This is a genomic window from Amaricoccus solimangrovi, from assembly GCF_006385685.1.
In the GTDB taxonomy this organism is placed as follows: domain Bacteria; phylum Pseudomonadota; class Alphaproteobacteria; order Rhodobacterales; family Rhodobacteraceae; genus Amaricoccus; species Amaricoccus solimangrovi.
In genome coordinates this window covers 73997-94989 of sequence record NZ_VFRP01000017.1, presented here as the reverse complement: position 1 = coordinate 94989, position 20993 = coordinate 73997, and the positions used below count along the sequence as shown (strand labels likewise).

The 20993-nt window shown below is 68.6% G+C and carries 16 protein-coding genes; 11 read left to right on the top strand and 5 right to left on the bottom strand.

The features are described from left to right. Nucleotides 1-525: 525 nt before the first annotated feature. The 4 genes from FJM51_RS15930 to FJM51_RS15915 form a co-directional block, all read right to left on the bottom strand. On the bottom strand, nucleotides 526-1524 hold the full coding sequence (locus tag FJM51_RS15930; protein ID WP_233713152.1) for a LacI family DNA-binding transcriptional regulator: 999 nt from the start codon (nucleotides 1522-1524) through the stop codon (nucleotides 526-528). A gap of 142 nt (nucleotides 1525-1666) precedes the next feature. After that, nucleotides 1667-3166: a tripartite tricarboxylate transporter permease gene (locus FJM51_RS15925; RefSeq protein ID WP_140455131.1), complete on the bottom strand. Its 1500-nt coding sequence runs from the start codon at nucleotides 3164-3166 to the stop codon at nucleotides 1667-1669. A gap of 18 nt (nucleotides 3167-3184) precedes the next feature. Beyond that, the gene (locus FJM51_RS15920) at nucleotides 3185-3604 is read right to left on the bottom strand and encodes a tripartite tricarboxylate transporter TctB family protein (RefSeq protein WP_181164592.1); all 420 of its coding nucleotides are present in this window, start codon (nucleotides 3602-3604) and stop codon (nucleotides 3185-3187) included. A gap of 82 nt (nucleotides 3605-3686) precedes the next feature. Beyond that, the gene (locus FJM51_RS15915; protein ID WP_140455129.1) at nucleotides 3687-4736 is read right to left on the bottom strand and encodes a type 2 periplasmic-binding domain-containing protein; all 1050 of its coding nucleotides are present in this window, start codon (nucleotides 4734-4736) and stop codon (nucleotides 3687-3689) included. 214 nt (nucleotides 4737-4950) lie between these two features. Here FJM51_RS15915 and araD point away from each other — a divergent pair, with 214 nt between their 5' ends. The 6 genes from araD (at nucleotide 4951) to FJM51_RS15885 (ending at nucleotide 13686) form a co-directional block, all read left to right on the top strand. Then, entirely contained in the window at nucleotides 4951-6693 is a 1743-nt protein-coding gene (araD, locus tag FJM51_RS15910) for an L-arabinonate dehydratase (RefSeq protein WP_140455128.1), read from the top strand. A gap of 565 nt (nucleotides 6694-7258) precedes the next feature. After that, entirely contained in the window at nucleotides 7259-8863 is a 1605-nt protein-coding gene (locus FJM51_RS15905) for a calcium-binding protein (protein WP_140455127.1), read from the top strand. Nucleotides 8864-8920: 57 nt separating this feature from the next. Beyond that, nucleotides 8921-9106, top strand: coding sequence for a hypothetical protein (locus FJM51_RS15900; RefSeq protein WP_140455126.1), 186 nt, complete (start codon nucleotides 8921-8923; stop codon nucleotides 9104-9106). A 28-nt stretch (nucleotides 9107-9134) separates the two neighbouring features. Then, on the top strand, nucleotides 9135-10202 hold the full coding sequence (locus FJM51_RS15895) for a phosphoenolpyruvate carboxykinase (ATP) (RefSeq protein WP_181164591.1): 1068 nt from the start codon (nucleotides 9135-9137) through the stop codon (nucleotides 10200-10202). After that, entirely contained in the window at nucleotides 10199-11272 is a 1074-nt protein-coding gene (locus tag FJM51_RS15890; protein ID WP_181164590.1) for a nucleotidyltransferase family protein, read from the top strand. Before FJM51_RS15895 ends, FJM51_RS15890 begins: the two co-directional genes overlap by 4 nt. Nucleotides 11273-11517: 245 nt before the next feature. Then, complete coding sequence (locus FJM51_RS15885; RefSeq protein WP_140455123.1) at nucleotides 11518-13686, top strand: hypothetical protein; 2169 nt, start codon at nucleotides 11518-11520, stop codon at nucleotides 13684-13686. Nucleotides 13687-13751: 65 nt separating this feature from the next. Here the strand turns inward: FJM51_RS15885 and FJM51_RS15880 are convergent, their stop codons facing one another. Further along, nucleotides 13752-14468 (bottom strand): sugar transferase, encoded by a 717-nt coding sequence (locus FJM51_RS15880; protein WP_140455122.1) that lies wholly within the window; start codon nucleotides 14466-14468, stop codon nucleotides 13752-13754. Nucleotides 14469-14936: 468 nt separating this feature from the next. Here FJM51_RS15880 and FJM51_RS15875 point away from each other — a divergent pair, with 468 nt between their 5' ends. The 5 genes from FJM51_RS15875 to FJM51_RS15855 are packed head-to-tail and all read left to right on the top strand — an operon-like array spanning nucleotide 14937 to nucleotide 20990. Continuing rightward, on the top strand, nucleotides 14937-15806 hold the full coding sequence (locus FJM51_RS15875; RefSeq protein ID WP_140455121.1) for a response regulator transcription factor: 870 nt from the start codon (nucleotides 14937-14939) through the stop codon (nucleotides 15804-15806). A gap of 43 nt (nucleotides 15807-15849) precedes the next feature. Next, complete coding sequence (locus FJM51_RS15870) at nucleotides 15850-17109, top strand: polysaccharide biosynthesis/export family protein (RefSeq protein ID WP_181164589.1); 1260 nt, start codon at nucleotides 15850-15852, stop codon at nucleotides 17107-17109. A gap of 55 nt (nucleotides 17110-17164) precedes the next feature. Further along, entirely contained in the window at nucleotides 17165-18529 is a 1365-nt protein-coding gene (locus FJM51_RS15865; RefSeq protein WP_140455119.1) for a GumC family protein, read from the top strand. A gap of 32 nt (nucleotides 18530-18561) precedes the next feature. Further along, entirely contained in the window at nucleotides 18562-19866 is a 1305-nt protein-coding gene (locus FJM51_RS15860) for an O-antigen ligase family protein (protein ID WP_140455118.1), read from the top strand. Between the two features lie 5 nt (nucleotides 19867-19871). Beyond that, a complete protein-coding gene (locus tag FJM51_RS15855) occupies nucleotides 19872-20990 on the top strand; it encodes a PqqD family peptide modification chaperone (RefSeq protein ID WP_140455117.1) in 1119 nt (372 codons plus the stop codon). Nucleotides 20991-20993: the final 3 nt, after the last annotated feature.

Below are 20993 nucleotides of genomic sequence, written 5' to 3'. Positions count from 1 at the left end.
GTCCCGAAGCCGCGCGCGCCCGTCGGAACTATCGACCATGGGGAATGCCGCGAAGCCGGGCAGATCCACACCCTGGTTGAAGATCAGGTCCGTTTCCATGCCTGTCCAGGCCAGCCATATCCGATCGTCGGTGAGCGTCGTCATTCCAGACAAAGCCTCTTGTAGGGCGTCAACCTCCGTGTCCGCAGACCGTCAAGCAAGTTGGCCGGTGCTGAGCGCGGCGGGTGGCTACGGCGGCGAGCGGATCGGGCACGGCGCGGCCGCGCTCGGGTCGACCCTGGGACGGCAGGCGGGGGTCGGCGTCGATCCGGCGTCCGGCCCGCTTGGCTCGAACCCGGCCCGGGCGGCGGCCACGCGCTGGCCATGGCGAAGTCGATCTTGCATGTAGAGTCTTCTTTGATTGCCGCCCGTGATGCAGAAGCTTCCAACCCTATTGGCGTGTGATCGAATGCGGTCTTCTTTCAGGCCTCGATGTGCGGTGCTTTCCGGAAGCCGCGGGCCGGTATGGAGATCTCGACGGCCGCTTCAGGCGCTTTCGCGCCGGATGATTTCGAAACCGATGTCGGTGACGATCGGCGCGGAGTGGCCGCGGTCGAGCCGGTCGAAGATGGCCCGCGCCGCGCTGGCGCCGAGGGCGCCGCGATCGACGCGCATGCTCGTCAGCGGGGGAAACGTGTCGGGAGCGAAGCCCTGGTCGCCGAAGCCGATCACGGCGATGTCTCCCGGAATCGCCAGACCGCGCGACGCGGCTTCGAGCAGGACCCCATGCGCGACGAGATCCGAACTGCAGAAGACGACGCCCTTCTCGAAACCCTCGGTATCGAGCAGCCGGGCCAGCCCGGCGCGCCCGATCCCGAGGCTGGCTTCGCTCTCGAAACGGGCCTCGGGGACCTCCGTGCCCGTCAGGGCGCGGAACTCGGCGCGAAACGCTTCCTTGCGGCGCAGCGCCCGTTCGTCGCTGGCGCCGACGCAGGCCGCCCGGGCATAGCCCGCCCCGGCGGCGAAGCGCGCGGCCGCCTTGCCCGCCTCGGGGTGGGAGAAGCCGAAGCAGAGGTCGATCGGCGTATCGGTGATGTCCCAGACCTCGACCACAGGAATGCCCGCCGCCAGCAGCATCTTACGGGTATTGGCGCTGTGCCGGGTTCCCACGAGCAGCATCGCGTCGGGGCGGCGGGAGAGATGCGTCATGACCGCGGCCTCCTCCTCCGCCGGATCGAAGCCGCATTCCGAAAGCATGATCTGATAGCCCTGAGCGCGCATCTCCTGCGCGAAGGACTTCACCATCGAGGAATAGGTCAGGTTGGTGATCGACGGGACGAGCGTGCTGACCAGCCGGCTGCGGCGGGAGGCGAGCGCGCCGGCGAGGGCGTTGGGGACGAAGCCGGTCGCGGCGATCGCGTCCTGGATCTTCCTGAGGGTCGCCGGCGAGACCTTGGACGGATCGCTCAGCGCGCGCGACACGGTGACCTGCGAGACGCCGGCGATGCGACCGATCATCTCCATCGTCACGGCGGGCTTGTTCATCCGGAGGGTCCTTCTGACACTGCGATAGGCGGGGCGCGGGCGTCCCCATGTATCCGTATCCGCCCCACGCCTTCCACGGAGGTCCCGCCCGCCGGCCGCTCCGAAGCGCTTCCGGACGGCGCCCGGAGGCGCCGGCGGAGAGTCAGCGCCCCTCCCTTGCCCGCCGCGTCTTGCGCGCGAGCAGGACCGATCCCGCGACCGAGGCGGCGATCAGGATCCAGAGCACGACGGCGATCCAGCTCTTGGTGAAGAAGATCGTCAGATCGCCGAAGGATTCAAGGCTTTTCACGAAGTAGATCTCCGCCGACGGACCGAGGATGAAGCCGATGATGAAGGGTGCGATCTCGAGCCGCAGCTTCTGGGCGAGCCAGCCGAACAGGCCGAAGATCAGCAGGGACCAGACATCGAACATGATGCCGTAGTTGATCGTGTAGGCGCCGATCACGCACATCATCAGGATGATCGGGAAAAGGATCGGCTTCGGCACCGAAACGACGCGCGCGATGTAGCGGATCGCGAAATACATCATCGCGAACATCGCGAGGTTGGCGATCAGCATGGCGACGATGATCGCGTCCCATGTCACCGGGTTCTGGCCAATGAAGAGGGGTCCGACCTGGATGCCCTGCAGGGTGAAGGCGCCGATCAGCAGCGCCGTGGTGCTGTCGCCGGGAATGCCGAGCGACATGAGCGGGACCAGGGCGCCGCCGGTCAGGCCGTTGTTGCCGGATTCCGAGGCGATGACTCCGGCGGGCTCGCCCTTGCCGAAGGTCTCCGGATGCGAGGACAGCGCCTTGGTGGCGGTATAGGAGAGGATCGAGGCGGCCGAGCCGCCGACCCCGGGCAGGATGCCGACGAAGGTGCCGATCCCGGACGAGCGGATCAGGTTGCCGATCTGCCCGCGGAACACCGAGAGCGAGAAGCCGGTGCCGGCGCCGAGCCGGACGTTGCGGGCGGACTGGCTCTCCGGCACGCCGATCTCGGCTTCCTCGAGGATCGCCGCCAGCCCGAAGAGGCCGATCAGCACGGGCAGGAGCGCGAAGCCGCTCTCGAGCCAGTACTCCAGCCCCGGCGGGATCAGCCGGATCTCGCCGTTGCCGCCGGATTCGATGCCGTAGGTGCCGATCAGGCTGACGAGGAGGCCGAGAAAGCCCGAGAAGATGCCGATCAGCATGTCCGAACTCAGCGCGGCCATCACCGTGAGCGCGAAGAGGATGATCAGGAACTTCTCGACATAGGAGAACTGGATCGCGAAATCCGCCAGCGTCGGGGCGAAGAAGTAGAGCACCGCGAGGCTGATCAGGCCGCCGACGAGCGAGGAGATGATGCCGATCCGGAGCGCCTTCTCGCCGTCGCCCCGCTGGCACATCGGATAGCCGTCGAAACAGGTGGTGATCGAGGAGGGCGTGCCCGGGATGCCGAGCAGGATCGCCGGGACGAGGCCGCCGGAGATGCCGCCGACATAGAGGCCGAGCAGGAGCGCGAGGCCGTTCTCGAGACCGAGCGAATAGGTGAGCGGCAGGCAGACGGCGACGGCCATGGTGGCGGTCATGCCGGGGATCGCCCCGAAGACGATGCCGACGAAGGTGCCGCCGACGATGAGCGACACGAAGAGCGGCGTGATGACGTGGAGGACTTCCATGACGGGCTCCGGATCCGGTCAGGGCAGGGTGAGGGCGAAGAGATCGGTGAACAGCCACCAGACCAGCGTCGGCGCGACCAGCGCCGAGATCGCCACCGGCAGCAGGTCGCGGGGCGCGCGGTGGCGCAGGAAGAGGACGCCGCTGAGAAAGACATAGGGGATCGAGCAGATCAGGAAGCCGAGCCCGGTATTCGGCCAGGTGTCGCCGACCGGCACCATCAGCATGAAGTAGATGACGGTGAGCGCGATGGTTCCGAGGAAGCGGACCTTGTCCATCCGGTCCAGCACCCCGCGCCAATAGGGGCCCGCGCCCGCGATCTGGCGGCGGTTGGTGATGAGGATGGCGAGCCCGAGGATCACCAGAACGATGGCGATCAGCGTCGGGAAGATCAGGTGCGAGGTTTCGAAATTCACCGTGACGTGGGTGAGATCTCCCATGGGTTCCTCCCGGGGATTGGACATGCGAAGGGTGCGCCGGCCGTTCCGAAGCCGGCCGGCGTCTCCTCTCCGCGCCGAGGGATCAGTTGCTCGGCTCGCCGATCTCGCTGATGATCCGGGCGTAGGTGTCGTTCTTTTCCTGGAGATGCGCCCGGGCCTCATCGGAGGGGCGGAAATCCGGGATGAAGAAGGCGTCCGTCAGGCGCTTCTCGATCTTGCCGTCGGCGTAGACCTCGGCGAGAGCCTCGTCGATCTGCGCGACGATCGCGGGATCCATGTCCTTGTTGTAGATGAAGAAAAATACCTTGTCGAAGGTGAAGTCCTTCCCCTCGCCCAGGGGCACGCTGGTCTCGGGGCTCGCGAACTTGAGCATGTCGTCGCGGGTCATCGCGCCCATGCCGGCTTCCGGCGCCTTCCGCAGCGTTTCGGGCCGCGCGGTGATCCAGACGAAGCGCATGGCCTTCTGGTCGTCGGCGGGAAGCTGGGTGTACTGCTCGTTCGACTGGATCGAGCCGTTGATCACGTCGGCGAGGTTGTCGAAGAGCGCCTGATCCTTGTCGGACTGGCTGCCGGTATTGACCGGTACGAGATTCGCCTCCGAGCCCGGGGCGGCCGCGTGGGCGGCGTATTTCATCGCCGAGAAGCCGATCTCGGAGACGCCGCCGGGCTGGATCGCCACGCGCACCCGCTCGCCCTTCTCGGCGGCGGCGAGGATGTCGGCCATCGACTTGTAGGGCGAGTCCTTCGGGACGAGGTAGGCGTTGCCCGGATTGACCGAGACGGTCGGCCCGATCTTGTAGCTGGCGAAGATGTCCTCGTAGCCGCGCACGCCGTAGAGGTAGCCGAGATAGGACTGGTCGTGGTGGATCATCAGCGTCGTGCCGCGGCTGTCCCGGCCGACCGCCTTGAAGGCCTCGGTCGGGCCGACGGCGTCCACCTTGATGTTGATCCCGAGCTTCTCGGCCAGCGCGTCGGCGACAATGGCCGCGTTCTGATAGGTGTCGCCGCCGGTGGAGTTGGATCCGATCACCAGACGGACATTGCGCGGCAGTTCCTGCGCCGCCGCGACGAGCGGCGCCAGCAGGGCGGTCGCGCTCAGGGCGGCGAGAATCGTTCTGCGGGTCAGATTCATTGGTTTCCTCCCATTCGCCGCTTTTTGGTTCGCGGCCGGACATTTGCGGCTTCCAGGCCGCTGGAACGCCTTCATGAAAGCGTATTCATAATGCTGCCGGAGCCCGAAGCCCCTGTCAAGACAACACGATAACCGCGCCCTCGCCTCGGGCATATTCGTTGACAGCGTCATCATGAATGCGCATACATGTCTCGACAAGCTTCGGGAGGGCGCGATGTTGGACACCAGGAAGAAGACCGCCGCCGCCCTGCGCAGCGCGCGGTGGTTCGCGGCCGACGACCTGCGAAGCTTCGGGCATCGCTCGCGGATGATGCAGCTCGGCTACGCCGAGGAAGAGTTCATGGGAAAGCCGATGATCGGCATCCTGAACACCTGGTCCGAACTCAACGCCTGCCACGGCCACTTTCCCGAGCGCGTCAGGGACGTGAAGCGCGGCGTCGCGCAGGCGGGCGGCTTCGCCGTCGAGATGCCGTCCCTGAGCGTGGACGAGACCTTCACCAAGCCGACCTCGATGCTCTACCGCAACATGCTGGCGATGGAGGTGGAGGAGACGATCCGCTCGCATCCGCTCGACGGCGTGGTGCTGATGGGCGGCTGCGACAAGACCACGCCGGGCCTCGTCATGGGCGCGCTCACCGCCGGCGCGCCGATGATCTTCCTGCCCGCCGGCCCGATGCTGCGCGGCCACTATGCCGGCCGGGTGCTCGGCTCCGGCTCGGACGCCTGGAAATTCTGGGACGAGCGCCGCGCCGGCAACATCACCCGCGAGGAATGGCTCGGGATCCAGGGCGGCATCGCCCGATCGGTCGGCACCTGCATGACCATGGGCACCGCCTCGACGATGACCGCGATCACCGAGGCGATGGGGCTGACGCTGCCCAATGCCTCGTCGATCCCGGCCGCCGATTCCGGCCACCAGCGCATGGCCTCGGCCTGCGGGCGCCGGATCGTCGAGATGGTCTGGGAGGATCTGACCCCCGACCGGATCGTCACCGACGCCGCCGTGCGCAACGCGGCGATCGTCGCGATGGCGACCGGCTGCTCGACCAACGCGGTGGTCCATCTCATCGCCATGGCGCGCCGCGCCGGCGTCGATCTCTCGCTCGACGATCTCGACGCGCTCGGCCGCGTCACGCCGCTGCTCGCCAATGTCCGGCCCTCGGGCAAGGACTACCTGATGGAGGACTTCTTCTACGCGGGTGGCCTGCGCGCGCTGATGAAGCGGATCGAGGGGCGGCTCGACACCTCGGCCGTCACCGTCACCGGCGGGACCCTCGCCGAGGATCTCGACGGGGCGAAGGTCTACGACGACGACGTGATCCGGCCGCTCTCGAACCCGGTCTACCACGAGGGCTCGCTCGCGGTACTGCGCGGCAACCTCTGCCCCGACGGCGCGGTGATCAAGCCCGCCGCCTGCGATCCCAAGTACCACGTCCACGAGGGACCGGCGCTGGTCTTCGACAGCTATCCCGAGATGAAGAAGGCCGTGGAGGACGAGACGCTCGAGGTCACCGCCGACCATGTTCTGGTCCTGCGCAACGCCGGGCCCCAGGGCGGGCCGGGGATGCCGGAATGGGGGATGCTGCCGCTGCCGAGGCGGCTGGTGAAGGAAGGCCATCGCGACATGCTGCGCATCTCCGACGCGCGCATGTCGGGCACCTCCTACGGCGCCTGCGTGCTGCATGTCGCGCCGGAGAGCTTCGTCGGCGGGCCGCTCGCGCTGCTCCGGACCGGCGACACGGTCCGGATCGACCTGCCGAACCGCCGGCTCGACATGCTGGTGGACGCGGCCGAACTGGAACGCCGCCGCGCCGCCTGGGTCGCGCCCGAGCCGCGCTACCAGCGCGGCTACGGCTACATGTTCCAGCGGCACGTGGGGCAGGCGAACGAGGGCTGCGATTTCGACTATCTGGCGCGCTCCTTCGGCAAGGTCGCCGACGAGCCGGAGATCTACTGAGGCGAGAGGCTTTCGATCTCGGCGCCGCGCCGGCCGGCATCTCGGGCATTCCGGTCACGCCGCATGGCGGGGAGCGGCGAGGTCTCCCCGCCGAGGCCCGCGTCGTTCATCGACCGCGCTCGCTCGGCGCCGGCGCCTACCTGCCGGTGGCCAACGGCAACACCGGTGCGTCCTACGCGCTCACGACCGAGGAGACCTCGCGTCATGGCGCGGGAGGTGGCGGCGCTGGTCGCGAGGGAAAACCGAAAGTTGCGGATTCTCGGCCTTCTTGCCCGTCTCCATCGCGTGGGGGAGGCTCCGCGCCGGCGGAGCCATTTTCCCGGCGGTCAAGCATCACGCGAAACATAAGCTTCCGCTGGAAGCTATGTCGGAGTCCCCATAGCTCCACGCAAGGGTTCTTCCGAGACACATAGACAGACTTCCTAAGTTGGTGGTGAAAATGTAGAGTCGACATAATACACAACCTAAGGTTTATACTTGTAAGTCAACTTTAATTACAGGTTGTATTAAAAAATCTTACCGTAAAACGTGTAAAATATGTTGCCCTCTCGGCGAAAAATCTCCTATGGATCAACAGATCAGTTCAGGCGCTTTGAACTCGGGGGTTTGTGTAATGGTAGCGTTCTCATCCAATGGAACTTTCAGATCCGGCACCGCGATCAACCGCTGGGATGAATCGATAACCGCGAATCTCGCCGGCATGCGCTCGCGCGGGAACAATCTTCCCACTCTTCTGGACGACGGAACGCATCTCCTGTCCGGCGATGGCCAGAACGAGGCGATGATCTACGATCTGTCCCTCGGGGGACAGGGAAACAGTTTCGACGGATCGTTCCAGCGTTTCGCCAATACGTTCACGGAGATCAATCTCGCCGGCGGGAACGATCTGCTCGATCTGACGGTCAATCCGAGCCGGGGCGTTCCCAACTATACCCAGAGCGTGACCGCCATCGGGGACTCGGGCAATGATACGCTCTGGACCGGTTACGGCAACGACACGGTCTACGGCGATACCGTCAACAGCGCCCTCATCTCGATCGACCTGTTCCGCTCAGGCTTCGACGACATGATCCACGGCGGCGACGGAAACGACGAGATCTATGGCGACTTCGGGTCCCTCGCGCTCGCGAACGTCTCGATCGGCGCCTTCGCCCTGGGCTCCGACACGCTCCATGGCGGCAATGACAACGACGTGATCTACGGCGATTATGACAATTCGTCGTTTGTATCGGTAAGCGTCAGCGCCCTCAGCTTCGGCGACGACCTGATCCAGGGCGACGCGGGCAATGACATCCTCTATGGCGACATCCGTGTGCTCGGGGCGATCAGCATCAGCGCCAACGCGCTGAGCTTCGGCTCGGACACGATCTATGGGGGCGACGGCGACGACACGATCTATGGTGACCCGGGAGCGAGCGGTGTGGGCCTGGGCCTGAGCCTCAATATCCTCTCCTTCGTCGCCGACGAGCTGCATGGCGGAGCCGGCGCGGATACGCTCGTCGGGGACAGCGCCGGCAACCTCCCCAGCGCCCTCGCCGGCGGCGACGACGCCCTCTATGGCGACGGCGGAGCCGACGTCATCGTCGGCGACTATACCGGCGACCTCGGGACTCTGATCACCACGCTGAACTTCGGCGACGACATGATCGAGGGCGGCGATGGCGCGGACATCCTCGTCGGCGACTATCGCTCGACCCTGGGGCTCACCGCCGCCAATCTTCTGTCCTTCGGCGATGACGAGATCTCGGGCGGCGCCGGAAACGACACCATTTACGGCGATACCTCGAACTCGGCGATCACCGGCCTCGGCGCGGGTTCCGACACGATCACGGGCGGCGCCGGAAACGATGTCCTGTGGGGCGATTATCCGGTGGCGCTCAACCTGCTCGGCCTCGCGGGCGGTAGCGATACCTTCGTCTTCGCCCCGGGCAGCGGCGCGGATACGATCGCCGACTTCCACAAGCACGCCCTCCTGAATCTCCAGCCCGACACGATCGACGTCAGCGCCTATGGCATCACCGGCATGAACGGGCTCAGCATCACCTATTCGAACGGGGATGCCACGATCGATCTCGGAGGCGGCGACACGATCCTGGTGCAGGGTCCGGATGTTCTGTCCGGAGGCGCTCTCGGGAATCCGTTGACCGCCAGCGATTTCATCTTCGCGTGACCCTACCCGCCGAAGCGCTTTTCCCAGTCAGTACCTGTCAATTGTGAGGATCATGACATGACCCATCAGCCGGAAAACAACCACGGTGCCGTGGAGACCACCGAGGAGGCCGAGATCCAGGCCCGCCGCGAGGTGGTGAAGCGGATGCTCAAGGTCACCGCGGTGACCGCGGCCGCGCCCATGGCCGCGCTGCTCTTCGACCCGCGCAAGGCGCGGGCCGATGCCTCGGGCGAATTCGGTTGACACTCAAGCCTAATCCGGAACCAGGGACTTGAACATGTCTTCCCGGGCCGCGCGGTGTTTCGACTTCGATCGCGGCCTGGTCGTTCACGACGGCGAAAGCGGCCGGATCTGGTTCCTGCGGGAGGAGATCGCGGCGGCCGCCTCCGGACTGAGCGGCGCGGATCTCGTCGCACTTCTCGCCGAGGCTCCGGAGGCCGACACGCCGCGCGTGGAGCGGATCGGCCAGGCCTGGATACCCCCCACCGGACAGGCGCCCTTCCTCGATCTCGTCTTGTCCGGCAACGGCGCCACGCCGCGCGTCCGGGTCTGGAACGCGCGGCTGGCCGGGGTGCTGGCCCGGATGCTCGCGCCGCTGACGGTGGAGGGCGCGCCCGACGGCGGGCCGGTGATCGATCTCCTCACCCTCGGCGAACGTTCGCTCGTCGCGCTCGACGGACGGATCGTTCAGGAGGGGGAGGGCATCGGCTGGTGGCTGCTGGTGCGCCAGCTCGCCCGGTCGCTCAATCCCGGGCGGGAATGGCTCGGAACGCTGCACGCCGCGACCGTGGCCGTGCCGGGCGGGGGAGCGGTCGCGATCGCCGGCGTCTCGGGATCGGGCAAGACGACGCTTTCTGGCGCGCTCCTCGCCCGGGGCGCGTGGCTCGTCTCCGACGATGCGACCGCGATCGAGGCCGGAACCCGGTTCGCCTGGCCCTGTCCCCTTGCCATGGGGGTGAAGGAGGGCAGCTGGCCGGTGTTCTCGGCGCTGTTCGACGATTTCCTTGCCCGGACGACACCCGCGGGCTTCGGCGCGCGCGCGATCCGCTACTATCCCGCGCCCCGGCTGGCGCGCGACCGGGGCTTTCCGGTGGCAGCTCTTCTCTTTCCGACCTGGACGCCGGGGACGCAGTACCGCGCCGAACGCCTGGCGCCCCGGGAGACGCTGGCGCTGCTCGCGGAGAGTGGGATGCTGCCGCCGGGGTCGGACCGGCATGTCGCGGAACTGCTCGAATGGGTGAGGGTCCTTCCCGCCTGGCGTCTCGTCTATTCCGATCACGACGCGGCGGTATCCTTCGCCTGGCAGCTCGCCGCCTCGGCTCCCGCGGCGGCGTCATGACTCCCTTCGCGGAACTCTGCCTGCTGATCCGCGTCGCGCTCGGGACCGAGCCCGATCCGGCGGGGGCGCTCCGCGCCGCGCGGCTCGATCCCGCCCTGCTGGTTCCGCTTGCCTTCGAGCACCGCGTCGCGCCCTTCCTCGGCCGGCTCACCGAGGATCCGGCGATCGCGCCGCTGCTGCCGGAGGCGCTCGCCGATGGTTTCCGCTTCGCCGCCGAGGCGAACGGGACGCGCAACGAAGCCTTGCGCGAAGAGCTCGCCGAGGTGCTCGCGCTGCTCGACGCCGCGGGGATCGAACCGCTCCTGCTCAAGGGCGCGGGGCGCCTCGCCGACGGCCTGCTCGGCCCGGCCGGACGCTTCATGCAGGATCTCGACCTCCTGGTGCCCGCCTCCCGGATCGACGAGGCGGCGGCGGCGCTCGAAGCGGCGGGCTACGCGCCTCTGGCGGAAGGGCCTCAGCTGGCGGAGGAGCATCATCATCTGCCCGCGCTGTGGCGCGAGGGCGCGCCCGCCGCGATCGAGCTGCACCGCGTGGCGCAACCATGGCACCAGCCCCTGCTGCCCACGCCCCGGCTCTTCGAGCGCTCCTCTCCGGTCGTCATCGGAGGTCGAAGCGCGCGCCTGCCGGCGCCCGCGGACGCGCTCCTGCATCTCGTGCTGCATGGTCAGGTGAACCATCGGCGCTTGCTGAGCGGCGGCGTCCTGCTCTCCGAAGTGGTCGAATTCGCGCTGATCGCGCGGTACCACGGTCCGGGCGTCGTCGCGGAAGCCCGGTCCGGGGCCGGGAAGGCCGGCCTCTCCTTCGACGCCTTCCTGCGCCTCTGCGAGCTGACGGCGGGCACCGATCCGGTTCCCGTCGGGAGCTTCGCGCGATTTCTCGCGCGCCGCGCCCTCTGGCTGCGGGACCACCCCCGGGCGAGAGATCCGGGCCGGGCGCTCGCCTACGCGGTCGAACACGCCGCCTCGCTCCGCCATCGCCCCTCGGTGCGGCGGCGCTTCCCGGGCCGGTTCGCCGAACGCGGCTTCTACGCCAGCCGCTGGCGCGAGATCCGGAGCGTCTTCGCACGCTAGAAGTTCCCCGGCGTGTCCGCCCTTCGCCAGGCCGGTCACGCCGGGCCGGCGAGACCCCGACCGGCCTCAATCCGCCGGTCCGCCCCTTCGTCGCGAACAGGACTCGAACTGCTCGCAAGGCGTGTAATACCTTCCCTTCGGACCGGTTCGCCCGGCGCCCCGGGATCCTGTCCCGGCACTTCAACCACTTCGCAGGCCGCGACCGCCTGATCGGCGGAGGGCGGCGGGATCGGGAATTTCCAGGAATGATGCTCAAACTCACCGGCGATTACGGCTACTCCGCCTGGTCGCTTCCCAAGGGCAGCGACACGGTGGACGTGATCGATGCGACGCAGGCGAGCTGGATCGAGGCCAACATCGGCGAGACGCTCAACCTCTATCCCTTCCGGGTGGCCGGGGGCCGGTCCGGGCTCGTCATCCATGGCGGCGCGATCCTGGGCGAGGTTCCGCTGGATACGGACTGGACGGTGACTTACGTGAACTCCGCCGGTGTCCGGGTCCAGGACACGCCGGGGGTCGTCATCGACGGATGGCGGATCTCACGACCCTGGGATGGAATCCGGGTGGTGGGCGCCTCCGACGGTTTCACGATCACCGACGTCCGGGTCAGCGACTCGCGCGACGACGCGGTCGAGAACGACGACGCGCTCTCGGGCACGATCGCCGACAGCCTCTTCGACGGGGTGTTTTCCGGCATCAGCCTCGGCGATGGCGACGTGGACGGATCGGACAACACGGTCACCCTCGACGGCGTCCTGCTGCGCAGCAAGTCGTTCCTCTACAAGGGCGAGATCACGCATGGCTCGCCGTTCAAGCTCGACAAGGGGACGCCGGACATCACGCCCCATCTGCGCATCCACGATTCCGTCATCGCCATCGAGGACGTCGATCACGCGGGGCAGGAGCGGCTCGCCAAGGCCTGGGAGAAGACCGTCGAATCCTCCGGCAACTATTTCCTGAACCTGTCCGACGATCCGCTGCCGAGCGACTACCCGCGGCCGGGCGCGGGCTGGACGATCCTGCAGGGGCAGCGGGCGCGCGACTTCTGGGCCGGGAAGAAGGACGCGTGGATCGCGGCGCATGACGGCGACGACGGAACGGCGGGCGGCGACTCGCCGGTCGCCTTCGCGGCCGAGGCGGATTCCGACAGCCGGCCCGACCGGATCGAGGCGGCGGCGGCGGCGGGGACGAGCGTCGGCGTCACCGCCACCGCCGCCGATCCCGACGCGGGGGACAGCGTGCGCTATGCGCTGAACGACGCCCGTTTCGCCATCGACACCGGGGGACGGATCACCCGCTCCGGCCAGGGAACACTCGACGCCGCGCTCGAGCCGACGATCCGGCTCAAGGTGACCGCGACCTCGACCGACGGAAGCGTGGCGACCAGGGACTTCGCGATCGCCGTGGTCGCAGGCGAGACGACAACGGCCCATGTCACCCAGGCGCGGATCGCGACGGATGCCGACGACGCCGAGGAATCTCCCTCCGGATCCGTCTCGCTCGGCAGCGGCGACCTCGAACTCGGGCAGGACGGATCGAAGGCGCAGGTCGTCGGGATCCGCTTCGGCGGGCTCGACATCCCGGAGGACGCGGTCATCACCCGGGCCTATCTCCGCTTCACCGTCGACGAGAGCGGCGCGGGCGCGTCGAACCTGGTGATCCGGGGCGTGGACGCCGACACGGCCCCGAAATTCACCACCGCGGCCCAGGATCTGTCGTCCCGTCCGCTCACCGACACCTCCACCGGCTGGAAGCCCGCCGACTGGCCGAGCGTGGGGGCGAGCGGCGCGGCGCAGAAATCTCCCGACATTTCCGCCATCGTCCAGGAAATCGTCGATCGGGCAGGGTGGGCGCCCGGAAACGCGCTGGCGCTCACGATCAGCGGAACCGGCGAGCGGGTCGCGGTTTCCCACGATGGCGATCCGGCGGCGGCTCCGGTGCTCCGTCTCGAATGGGAGAGCGCCACGCCGATGCGCGAGGGGAGCGCGGGCGCCGACACGCTGACCGGAACCGGCGCGGCGGATTTCCTGCGCGGACTGGCCGGCGACGACCTGCTCTTGGGGAAGGCGGGTACCGACACCCTGTCGGGCGGCCCCGGCAAGGACGCCTTCCTCCTCGACGGCGCGGGCGGCCTCGACACGATCGCGGATTTCGTCACGCGCGAGGATCGCATCTATCTCGATCACGCGGCCTTCGCGAAACTGGGCTCCGGAACGCTCGCGAACCCCAGGGCGCTTTCCTCTTCCTATTTCGAGACCGGCGCGCCCGACGATGGCAACGACTACGTGATCTACGACACCGAGTCCGGGCTTCTCAGCTACGACCCCGACGGGTCGGGCGCCGGCGAGGCGGTCGAGATCGCGCGCCTCGGCGCGGGGCTGGCGCTCAGCTACAAGGACATGTTCATCATCTGATCCGGAGCGCCCGTTCCTCCGCCGCGCCCGCGCGGAGGAACGGACGCCCCGGGGCCCCGCCGGCTTCAGTAGGCTCCCTCCCCCCGGAGCACGGCGAACGGCGTCCGCGCCAGGATGGAGAGGTCGGCGAGAAACGACCAGGTGCTGACGTAGCGGTGGTCGAACGAGACGCGCGTCGGAAAATCGGCGGCGCTGCGTCCGGTGACCTGCCAGAGTCCGGTCAGACCGGGCCGCGCGCGCAGGTAGTCCGCGGCGTGCGCGTCGTAGCGCGGCAGCTCCTCGCGGGTCACCGGACGCGGGCCCACGCAGCTCATCTCCCCCTTCAGCACGTTCAGGAGCTGCGGCAGTTCGTCGAGACTGGTCCGGCGCAGAAAGGCGCCGACCGGCGTCACGCGCGGATCCACCCGGAGCTTGCGCGCCTCCGCCCATTCGCGCGCGGCCTCCGGATCCTTCGCGAGATGGGCGGCGAGGATCTCGTCCGCGTCGCGATGCATGGTGCGGAACTTGAGGCAGCCGAAGATCCGGCCGCCGTATCCCACGCGGGTATGGGAGTAGAACGGCCGGCCGCCGTCCAGCAGGACGATCGCTCCCGCGATCACCGCCATCAGCGGCGCGAACAGCACCAGCAGCGCCCCCGCGAGCGCGCAGTCGAGGAAGCGTTTGGGCGATCCCCCGAGAGGGGAACGTTCGAATCGGGCGGACTCCAGGTCCGGTGACCCCTCCGCGGACCGCCGGGCGCGCGTCCGCGCGGCCCCGCCAAGGGCCGAGACAACCTCTGTCATGTCCAAAATTCCCTCTTATTATAATTTGATTTTCATAAGATTTATTTTTCCTGTTTTATCAATATGTGCATATTAATTAATGTGCATTACCAATATTGATTATGAATGGATTACATCACCTGGAGCGCGGGAGAGGGGTGCCGGGCTTGCCGGAGCAGCCGATTCGGTAGCGCGCGCCCTAAGCGTTCGCACTGGGGTGTCAAGGTTTTTCGCTGACGAATCTGTAGTCATACATGAATCTCGATATTCATTACTTACATCTGTAATCCCATCGGTATTAAAATATATCGCGATACGTGTTAGATATCGATTGTTGTATAAAATAAATACTCCAATAAGTATTTATAATTATCTTTAAAAACAATCGGAGATATTTAAGTATTAGAGCGATGAAATCTTATTGTCACATAAGACATTTGTGTTAACGTCTGGTATCGACATAGTACCGGACGCGATTCGCGCAGCATTATGCCGAATGAGTTGGTCTTAGGCCAAAAGGCGGTAGTTAACGTCTGTCTTTTTACAAGCAAGGCGCAGTGCATGAGGGATCAGACTCGGGATTCCGAGGATGACCGCGGCGAGCGGCCATTCAGGAACACGATTGCTTTCATAGACGCCGCTCCGCTGGCTCGGGAATGCTTCACCCGCATCGTCGAGAGCGAGCATCCGAGAATCAGGGTCGCCGCCTTCGGCTCCGTGGAGGAGTGGCGGCTCGCGGGGCGCGACATCCGTTTCGACGTGGTGACCTGCAGCGTCGGGACCGAAGGTCTCGCCACCGTCACCGTCGGGCGCGCGTTGCGCGATCTGGTCGCGCAGGCCTCCCCGACGCCGGTGATCGCGCTCGCCGATACCGACAGCGTCGAAATGATGACGGCGGCGGTGAATTGCGGCGCCCGGGGCTGCATTCCGACCCGGATCGGGGTCGACGCGCTGATCCACGCGGTGCGGCTGATCTCGAGCGGCTGCGTCACGCTGCCGGCGACCGCCTTCGCGGGCATGCGCCGCGAGGGCGCGTCCATCCTCGCCGCGGCCGCGGCGGAGAGTTCCGCGCCCCTTGAGCGCGACCCTGACCAGCGTGGCGCCAGCCAGCGCGGCCTCGATTTGCCCGAACGCGGATGCGACGCCTCCTTCACGCCCCGGCAGCGGATGGTCGCGGAAGCCCTGCGCCAGGGCAAGGCCAACAAGGTCATCGCGCGGGAACTCGATATCTGTGAAAATACCGTGAAAGTACACGTCCGGGTCATCATGAGAAAACTTGGCGCCAGGAACAGAACCGAGGTCGCCTTCATCATGAACCGTGTCGGATACGACCGCGAGACCGGGGCCCGACCCTCGTGAAGGGAAGGGAAGGGACGGCCGGCGGCTCGGAAGGGGAAACGCCGTGATCCGCGAGAAAGCGCAAGGCCCGCGGTCCCGGACCGTTCGGGCGGAACAGGCGGGGGCGCGCGGCGCCCGGGCGAAGCTCGCGGCCGGGCTTCTGCTCGCCGGCCTCGCCGCGACGGGGCCGGGCGGCGCCCGCGCCGCCGACTATCCGCTGCGCCCCGGCGACGTGCTGGAGGTCGCGGTCCTCGGAGCGCCGGAGATCGCGCGCTCCGTTCCGGTCGAAGCGGACGGCACCGCCTGGTTCCCGGCCATCGGAGCGGTGGAGGCGGCGGGCAGTTCGCTCGGCGCGCTCCGACAGCGGGTGACGGAGGCCTATGTCGGGATGGTCCCGGCGGGATCCGCGCCGGACGGCCAGCCCCGGTTCATCACGGCGAACGAGGTCTATGTCGGGGTCCGGGAATACCGCCCCGTCTATGTCTCGGGGGACGTGGTGGCGGCGACGACGGTACCGTTCCGGCCCGGCCTCACCGCCCGCCGCGCGCTCGCCCAGGCGGGAACGGGCACGGCGCGACCACGCGACACCGCCGGGGCGGCGGAGCAGCTCCGCGCGGCCGCGGTCGAACTCGGCCGGGTCAACGCCCGCGTCTGGAGCCTCAAGCGGCTTCTTGGCACGGACCAGCCGGGAGACTACCGTGCCATTCTCGTCGACGACTCCCCCACGCTCCGGGAGATCGCCGAAAGCGCGCGGGCGATGGTCGACGCGCGGGAGCGCGAACGCGCGCGGGAGAAGACGCGCCTCGACGAGGCGATCGCGCGGGCGAAGGGTCGGATCGCCGCGCTGCTCGCACAGAAGACAAGCGAGGAGGAGGGCAGGGCGCTCGACGACGAGACGGTCGCGGAGGTCCGCCGGCTCTTCGAACGGGGCAGCCCGCTCGCGCCCGCCGCGCGGCTGGCCGAGGTCCGCCGCGCGGCGCTCGCAAGCGCGAGCCGGGTGCTCGAGATCGATGTCGCGCTCGAAAACACGCGAAGCGAACTCGCCGGTCTCGAGGCACAGGCCGCCGATCTCGAGTCCGGCGCGAGCAGCGAGACCTGGTCCGCCCTCGCCGACGCCCTCGCCGAGGCGCAGGAGAAGGCGGCCCGTCTCGCCGCGGCGCGTGCCCCGGCGGGACTGGTCGGAGACGATTACGTGGTCGCGATCCTGCGCGACGGCGCCGAACTCGGCGCCGAGGCCGGGTCCGACCCCGAACTCTTCCCGGGGGACGTGATCGAGGCGCGGCGGATCGGCGGGAACGGCGCCTCCGCGGCGCTCGGCCAGTAACTCGAGCCAGTAACCGGGAATTCGGAACCAGCGACGGCCGCGACGGAAGGTGGGAATGGACGGATCCGAGGCATTGACCGAACTCGATCTCGGCTGGCGCGAGGAGCCGCTCGGCCTCGCGCGCCTCGCCGCGATGGCGCGCCGCAATCTCTGGCTCATCGGCCTCGGGCTCGTGCTCGGGATCGGGCTCGGGCTCGGCTACATCATCCTCGCCCAGCCGGTCTATACCGCCTCGGCGACGATCCGGGTGGATCTCGACCGCGGCGGCCCGGCCGACGCGGCGACGGTCATGCGCCTCGACAATCACGTCGCGCTGATCGAGTCGGACGAGATGACGGCGGCGGTCATCCGCGAGCTCGGCCTCGACGAGATCTTCGACGCCCGGCCGGGCCGGCTGCAGCGGACGGTCCAGGAGATCCGCGGCTGGTTCGGCCTGGACACGGATCCCGGACCGGACCCGACGCCGGGAGCCGAGGCCGGGACCGCCGACGCGCGGGCCGAGATCATCCGCGTGGTCGGCGCCGCGCTCGAGGTGGAGCGGATCGGCAATACCGCGATGATCGCCGTGAGCTACCTCTCCCCGTCCCGGCGGCTCGCGATGGAAATCGCGAACGCCTATGCCGAGAGCTATGTCGAGACGGCCCGGGCCCAGGCCCAGGCGGTCAACGACGCCCGGGTCAGCCGTCTCCAGGAGCGCATGGAGGATGTGCGCCGCAAGGCGGAATCGGCGCTGGAAACGGCGCGGCGGCTGCGCTTCCAGGACGGGCAGCCGGTCAGCGACGCCGCCGATCTCACCCGGCAGGTGGCGCAGCTGAAGGAGCGGCTGGCCGACAGCGAGATCGAGGCGAAGACGACGCGCGCGCGGCTCGACGTGCTCTCCGGAGTCACGGATGTCGCGGCGCTGCCGGTGGGCGCGCAGCAGACCGAGCGGATCGCCGAGCTGCACGGAAACCTCGTCGCGACCACGCGGCGCCTCGACCTGCTGCGCGCCCGCGACGCCTCGGCGGCGGCGATCGCCCAGCTCGAGGGCATGATCGCGGATCTGCGGGAATCGCTGACCCAGGAACTCGGGCAGCTGAGCGACTCGCTCGAACTGCGGCTCGCGACCGTCGTCGCCACCCGCTCCAGCCTCGAGGGGGAACTGCGCGCGCTCATGGACTACGGGCGCTCGGCCTCCTGGAGCCAGCTGCAGGCGGCCGAACGCGAGGCGCGGGTCTATCAGGAGATGTACGACGGCTATCGCAAGGATCTCGAGACCGTCTATCTCCAGTCGACGCGGCCCGAGGTCTCGGTGACCTCCGAGGCGCTCATTCCGGTCAGCCCGAGCTTCCCGCGCTACAAGGCGGTCCTCGCCCTCGCCTGCGCCTTCGGGCTCGCGCTCGGTGTCGGGCTCGCCCTCTACCGGGAGTGGTCGCGGTGAGGGAGAGATCACGGGCGCGCCCGGAGGGAAGGGTGGGGGAGGGCGCGGAGACGCCCCCGCTCCATGTCTGGGCCTACCGGCTCGGATGCCTCTTCGTGCTGCTCCTGTGCTTTCCGAGCCTTCCGGAACTGCCGGGGGGCACCTCGCTCGCCCTGCTCCTGATGCTCGCCTGCCTGCCGATCTGGTACCAAGCCGCGCGCCTCCGGCAGGCCCCGCTGCTCGACCCGCTCGCGGCGCGGGCGAGCGCGGTCATTCTCGGCTGCCTCATGTTTCTCATCCTGTGGTCGATCATCTCGGTCTTCGACGCGGCGGTTCCGTTCCGGGCGGCGCGCCATCTCGCGAGCCAGATGGCGGGGATCGCGCTCTTCCTGCTCGTGCTCGGCACGGTCACCTCCCGCCGGCTGCCGGTCTATCTCGACATCGCCTGCTTCGGCCTCGCGCTCACCTCCGCGCTCAGTTTCGTCGGCTATTCGCATCCGCTGCTGCGGGAGATGATCTTCCGGGGCAGCGACCGCTCCTCCGGGTTCTTCAAGAACCCGAACCAGTACGGGATGGTGATCTCCGCGCTCCTCCCGGTGCTGATGGCGCTGATCCTGACCACGCGCCAGCGCCGGCGCACGCGGATCCTGTGCTGGGCCCTGCTGCTGCTCGGCCTCGTCGCCTGCGGCTCGAAGACCAACCTGATGCTCTCCAGCGCGACGACCCTCGGCGTGCTGCTCGTCTTCTCGATGATCGCCTACAAGGGGGCGAAGCGGATCTGGATGGCGCTCGCGAGCGTGCTCGGCTGCGTGACGCTGGTCGGGGCGGTGGCCGGGCTGCTGATGACCTTCAACCCGCGCGCGCTGCGCCTGATGCTGACCTTTCTCTCCCAGGACAAGGAGCTCGCCTCGCTCGAGAGCCGCGACCTGCTCTGGAAGAACAGCATCGACGAGTTCCTCGCCGATCCCGTCCTCGGCCAGGGCGCGGGGCAGGAGATCACGATCTTCGGCTACAACGACTTCGTTCCGCACAGCCACAACGTCCTGCTCGACTACCTGCGGACGCTCGGCGCGCCGGGCTTCGTCGCGATGCTCGCGCTGCTCGGGGCGGCGCTGCTGCTCTGCGGCCACACGCTGCTGCGCGCCTTTCGCGCGCGTGGCGCGCGGCTCGAGCACCGGATGCTCTGCGTCGGGCTCGCGATCGGCGCGATGGCCTATGTGGCCGCCAACATGTCGAGCGACTCGATCGGGCCCTCGACGAGCCCGTTCTTCTGGCTCGTCCTGTTCCTCACCGCCGCCGCGCGGCGCCTGATGGGGAGCGGCGAACCGTCCTGGCGCGGCGCGCCCGCGCCCGCCTGAGCCGGATGGACGCGCCCCCGCGCCCGATCGAGGAAGGCTGGACGCTGTCCGGGCGGCTCGGATGGCTGCGGGGCCGGCCCGTTCTGTTCAGCGCGGCGGGAGGGATCATCCTCGCGCTCAACGAGACCGCCGCCGACATCTGGCGCCATCTCGAGGACGGACTGTCGCCGGCGGCGATCGCCGCGGAACTGCGCGCGCGCGGCGTCGAGGCGGAACTGGCGCGCGCCTATGCCGAGTCCGCCCTCGGGGAATGGACCCGGCTCGGACTGGCCGACCGGCGCCCGCGCCGCGCGCCGGAAGACCCGGCCCCGGCCGCTCAGGTGCTGGAGCTGGGGGGCAGGCGGATCCGTGTCGCCTGTCACGGCGACTTCGCGCCGCTCGCGGCGCTCTTCCGCCATCTGGCGGCGCCGGAGGGGCAGGCGGCCGCCACCGAATTCGCGCTGCTCGCCGCGGGCGGGCGGGCGCATCTCTTCCGCGACGGCGTCTGGCAGGCCGGCGCCGCCTCCGACGAAGCGGCGGTCCTCCTGAAGGGCCAGCTTCTGACCGAGATCCTCGAACACGGCGATCAGGCGCTCGCGCTGCACGCCGCGGCGCTCCTGCGCGACGGGCGGCTGCTCCTGCTCGGGGGGCCGCCCGGCACCGGCAAGACCACGCTCGCCCTCGCCCTCGCCGCCGCGGGCTTCGGCTTCGCCGGAGACGATGTCGCGCTGCTCTACCCGGACGGCCGCTGCGCCGGCCTGCCCTTCGCCCCGGCCGTCAAGTCGGGCGCCGTGGCCCTGCTCGCGCCCCGGATGCCCGGCCTCGTCGCCGCGCCGGCGCACCGCCGGCCCGACCGCCGCCGGGTCCGCTTCCCGCTTCCCGACGCGCCGGTTCGCTCCCGCCCCCGACCGGTGGGCTGGATCCTCCGGCTGCGGCGCCGGCCGGGCATGCCGGCGCGGCTGGACCCGCTCGACCCCGCCGAGGCGCTGCGCTTCCTGCTCGGCGAGGCCTTCGCGGCCGGGGGGGAGCTGACGGCGGAGGGTTTCGACGCGGTCTGCGCCGCCATCTCGGGGGCCGAGACCCACGTCCTTACCTATTCCGATCTCGACCAGGCGGTGGCGCTTCTCGCCCGTGCATTGCGATGAGGT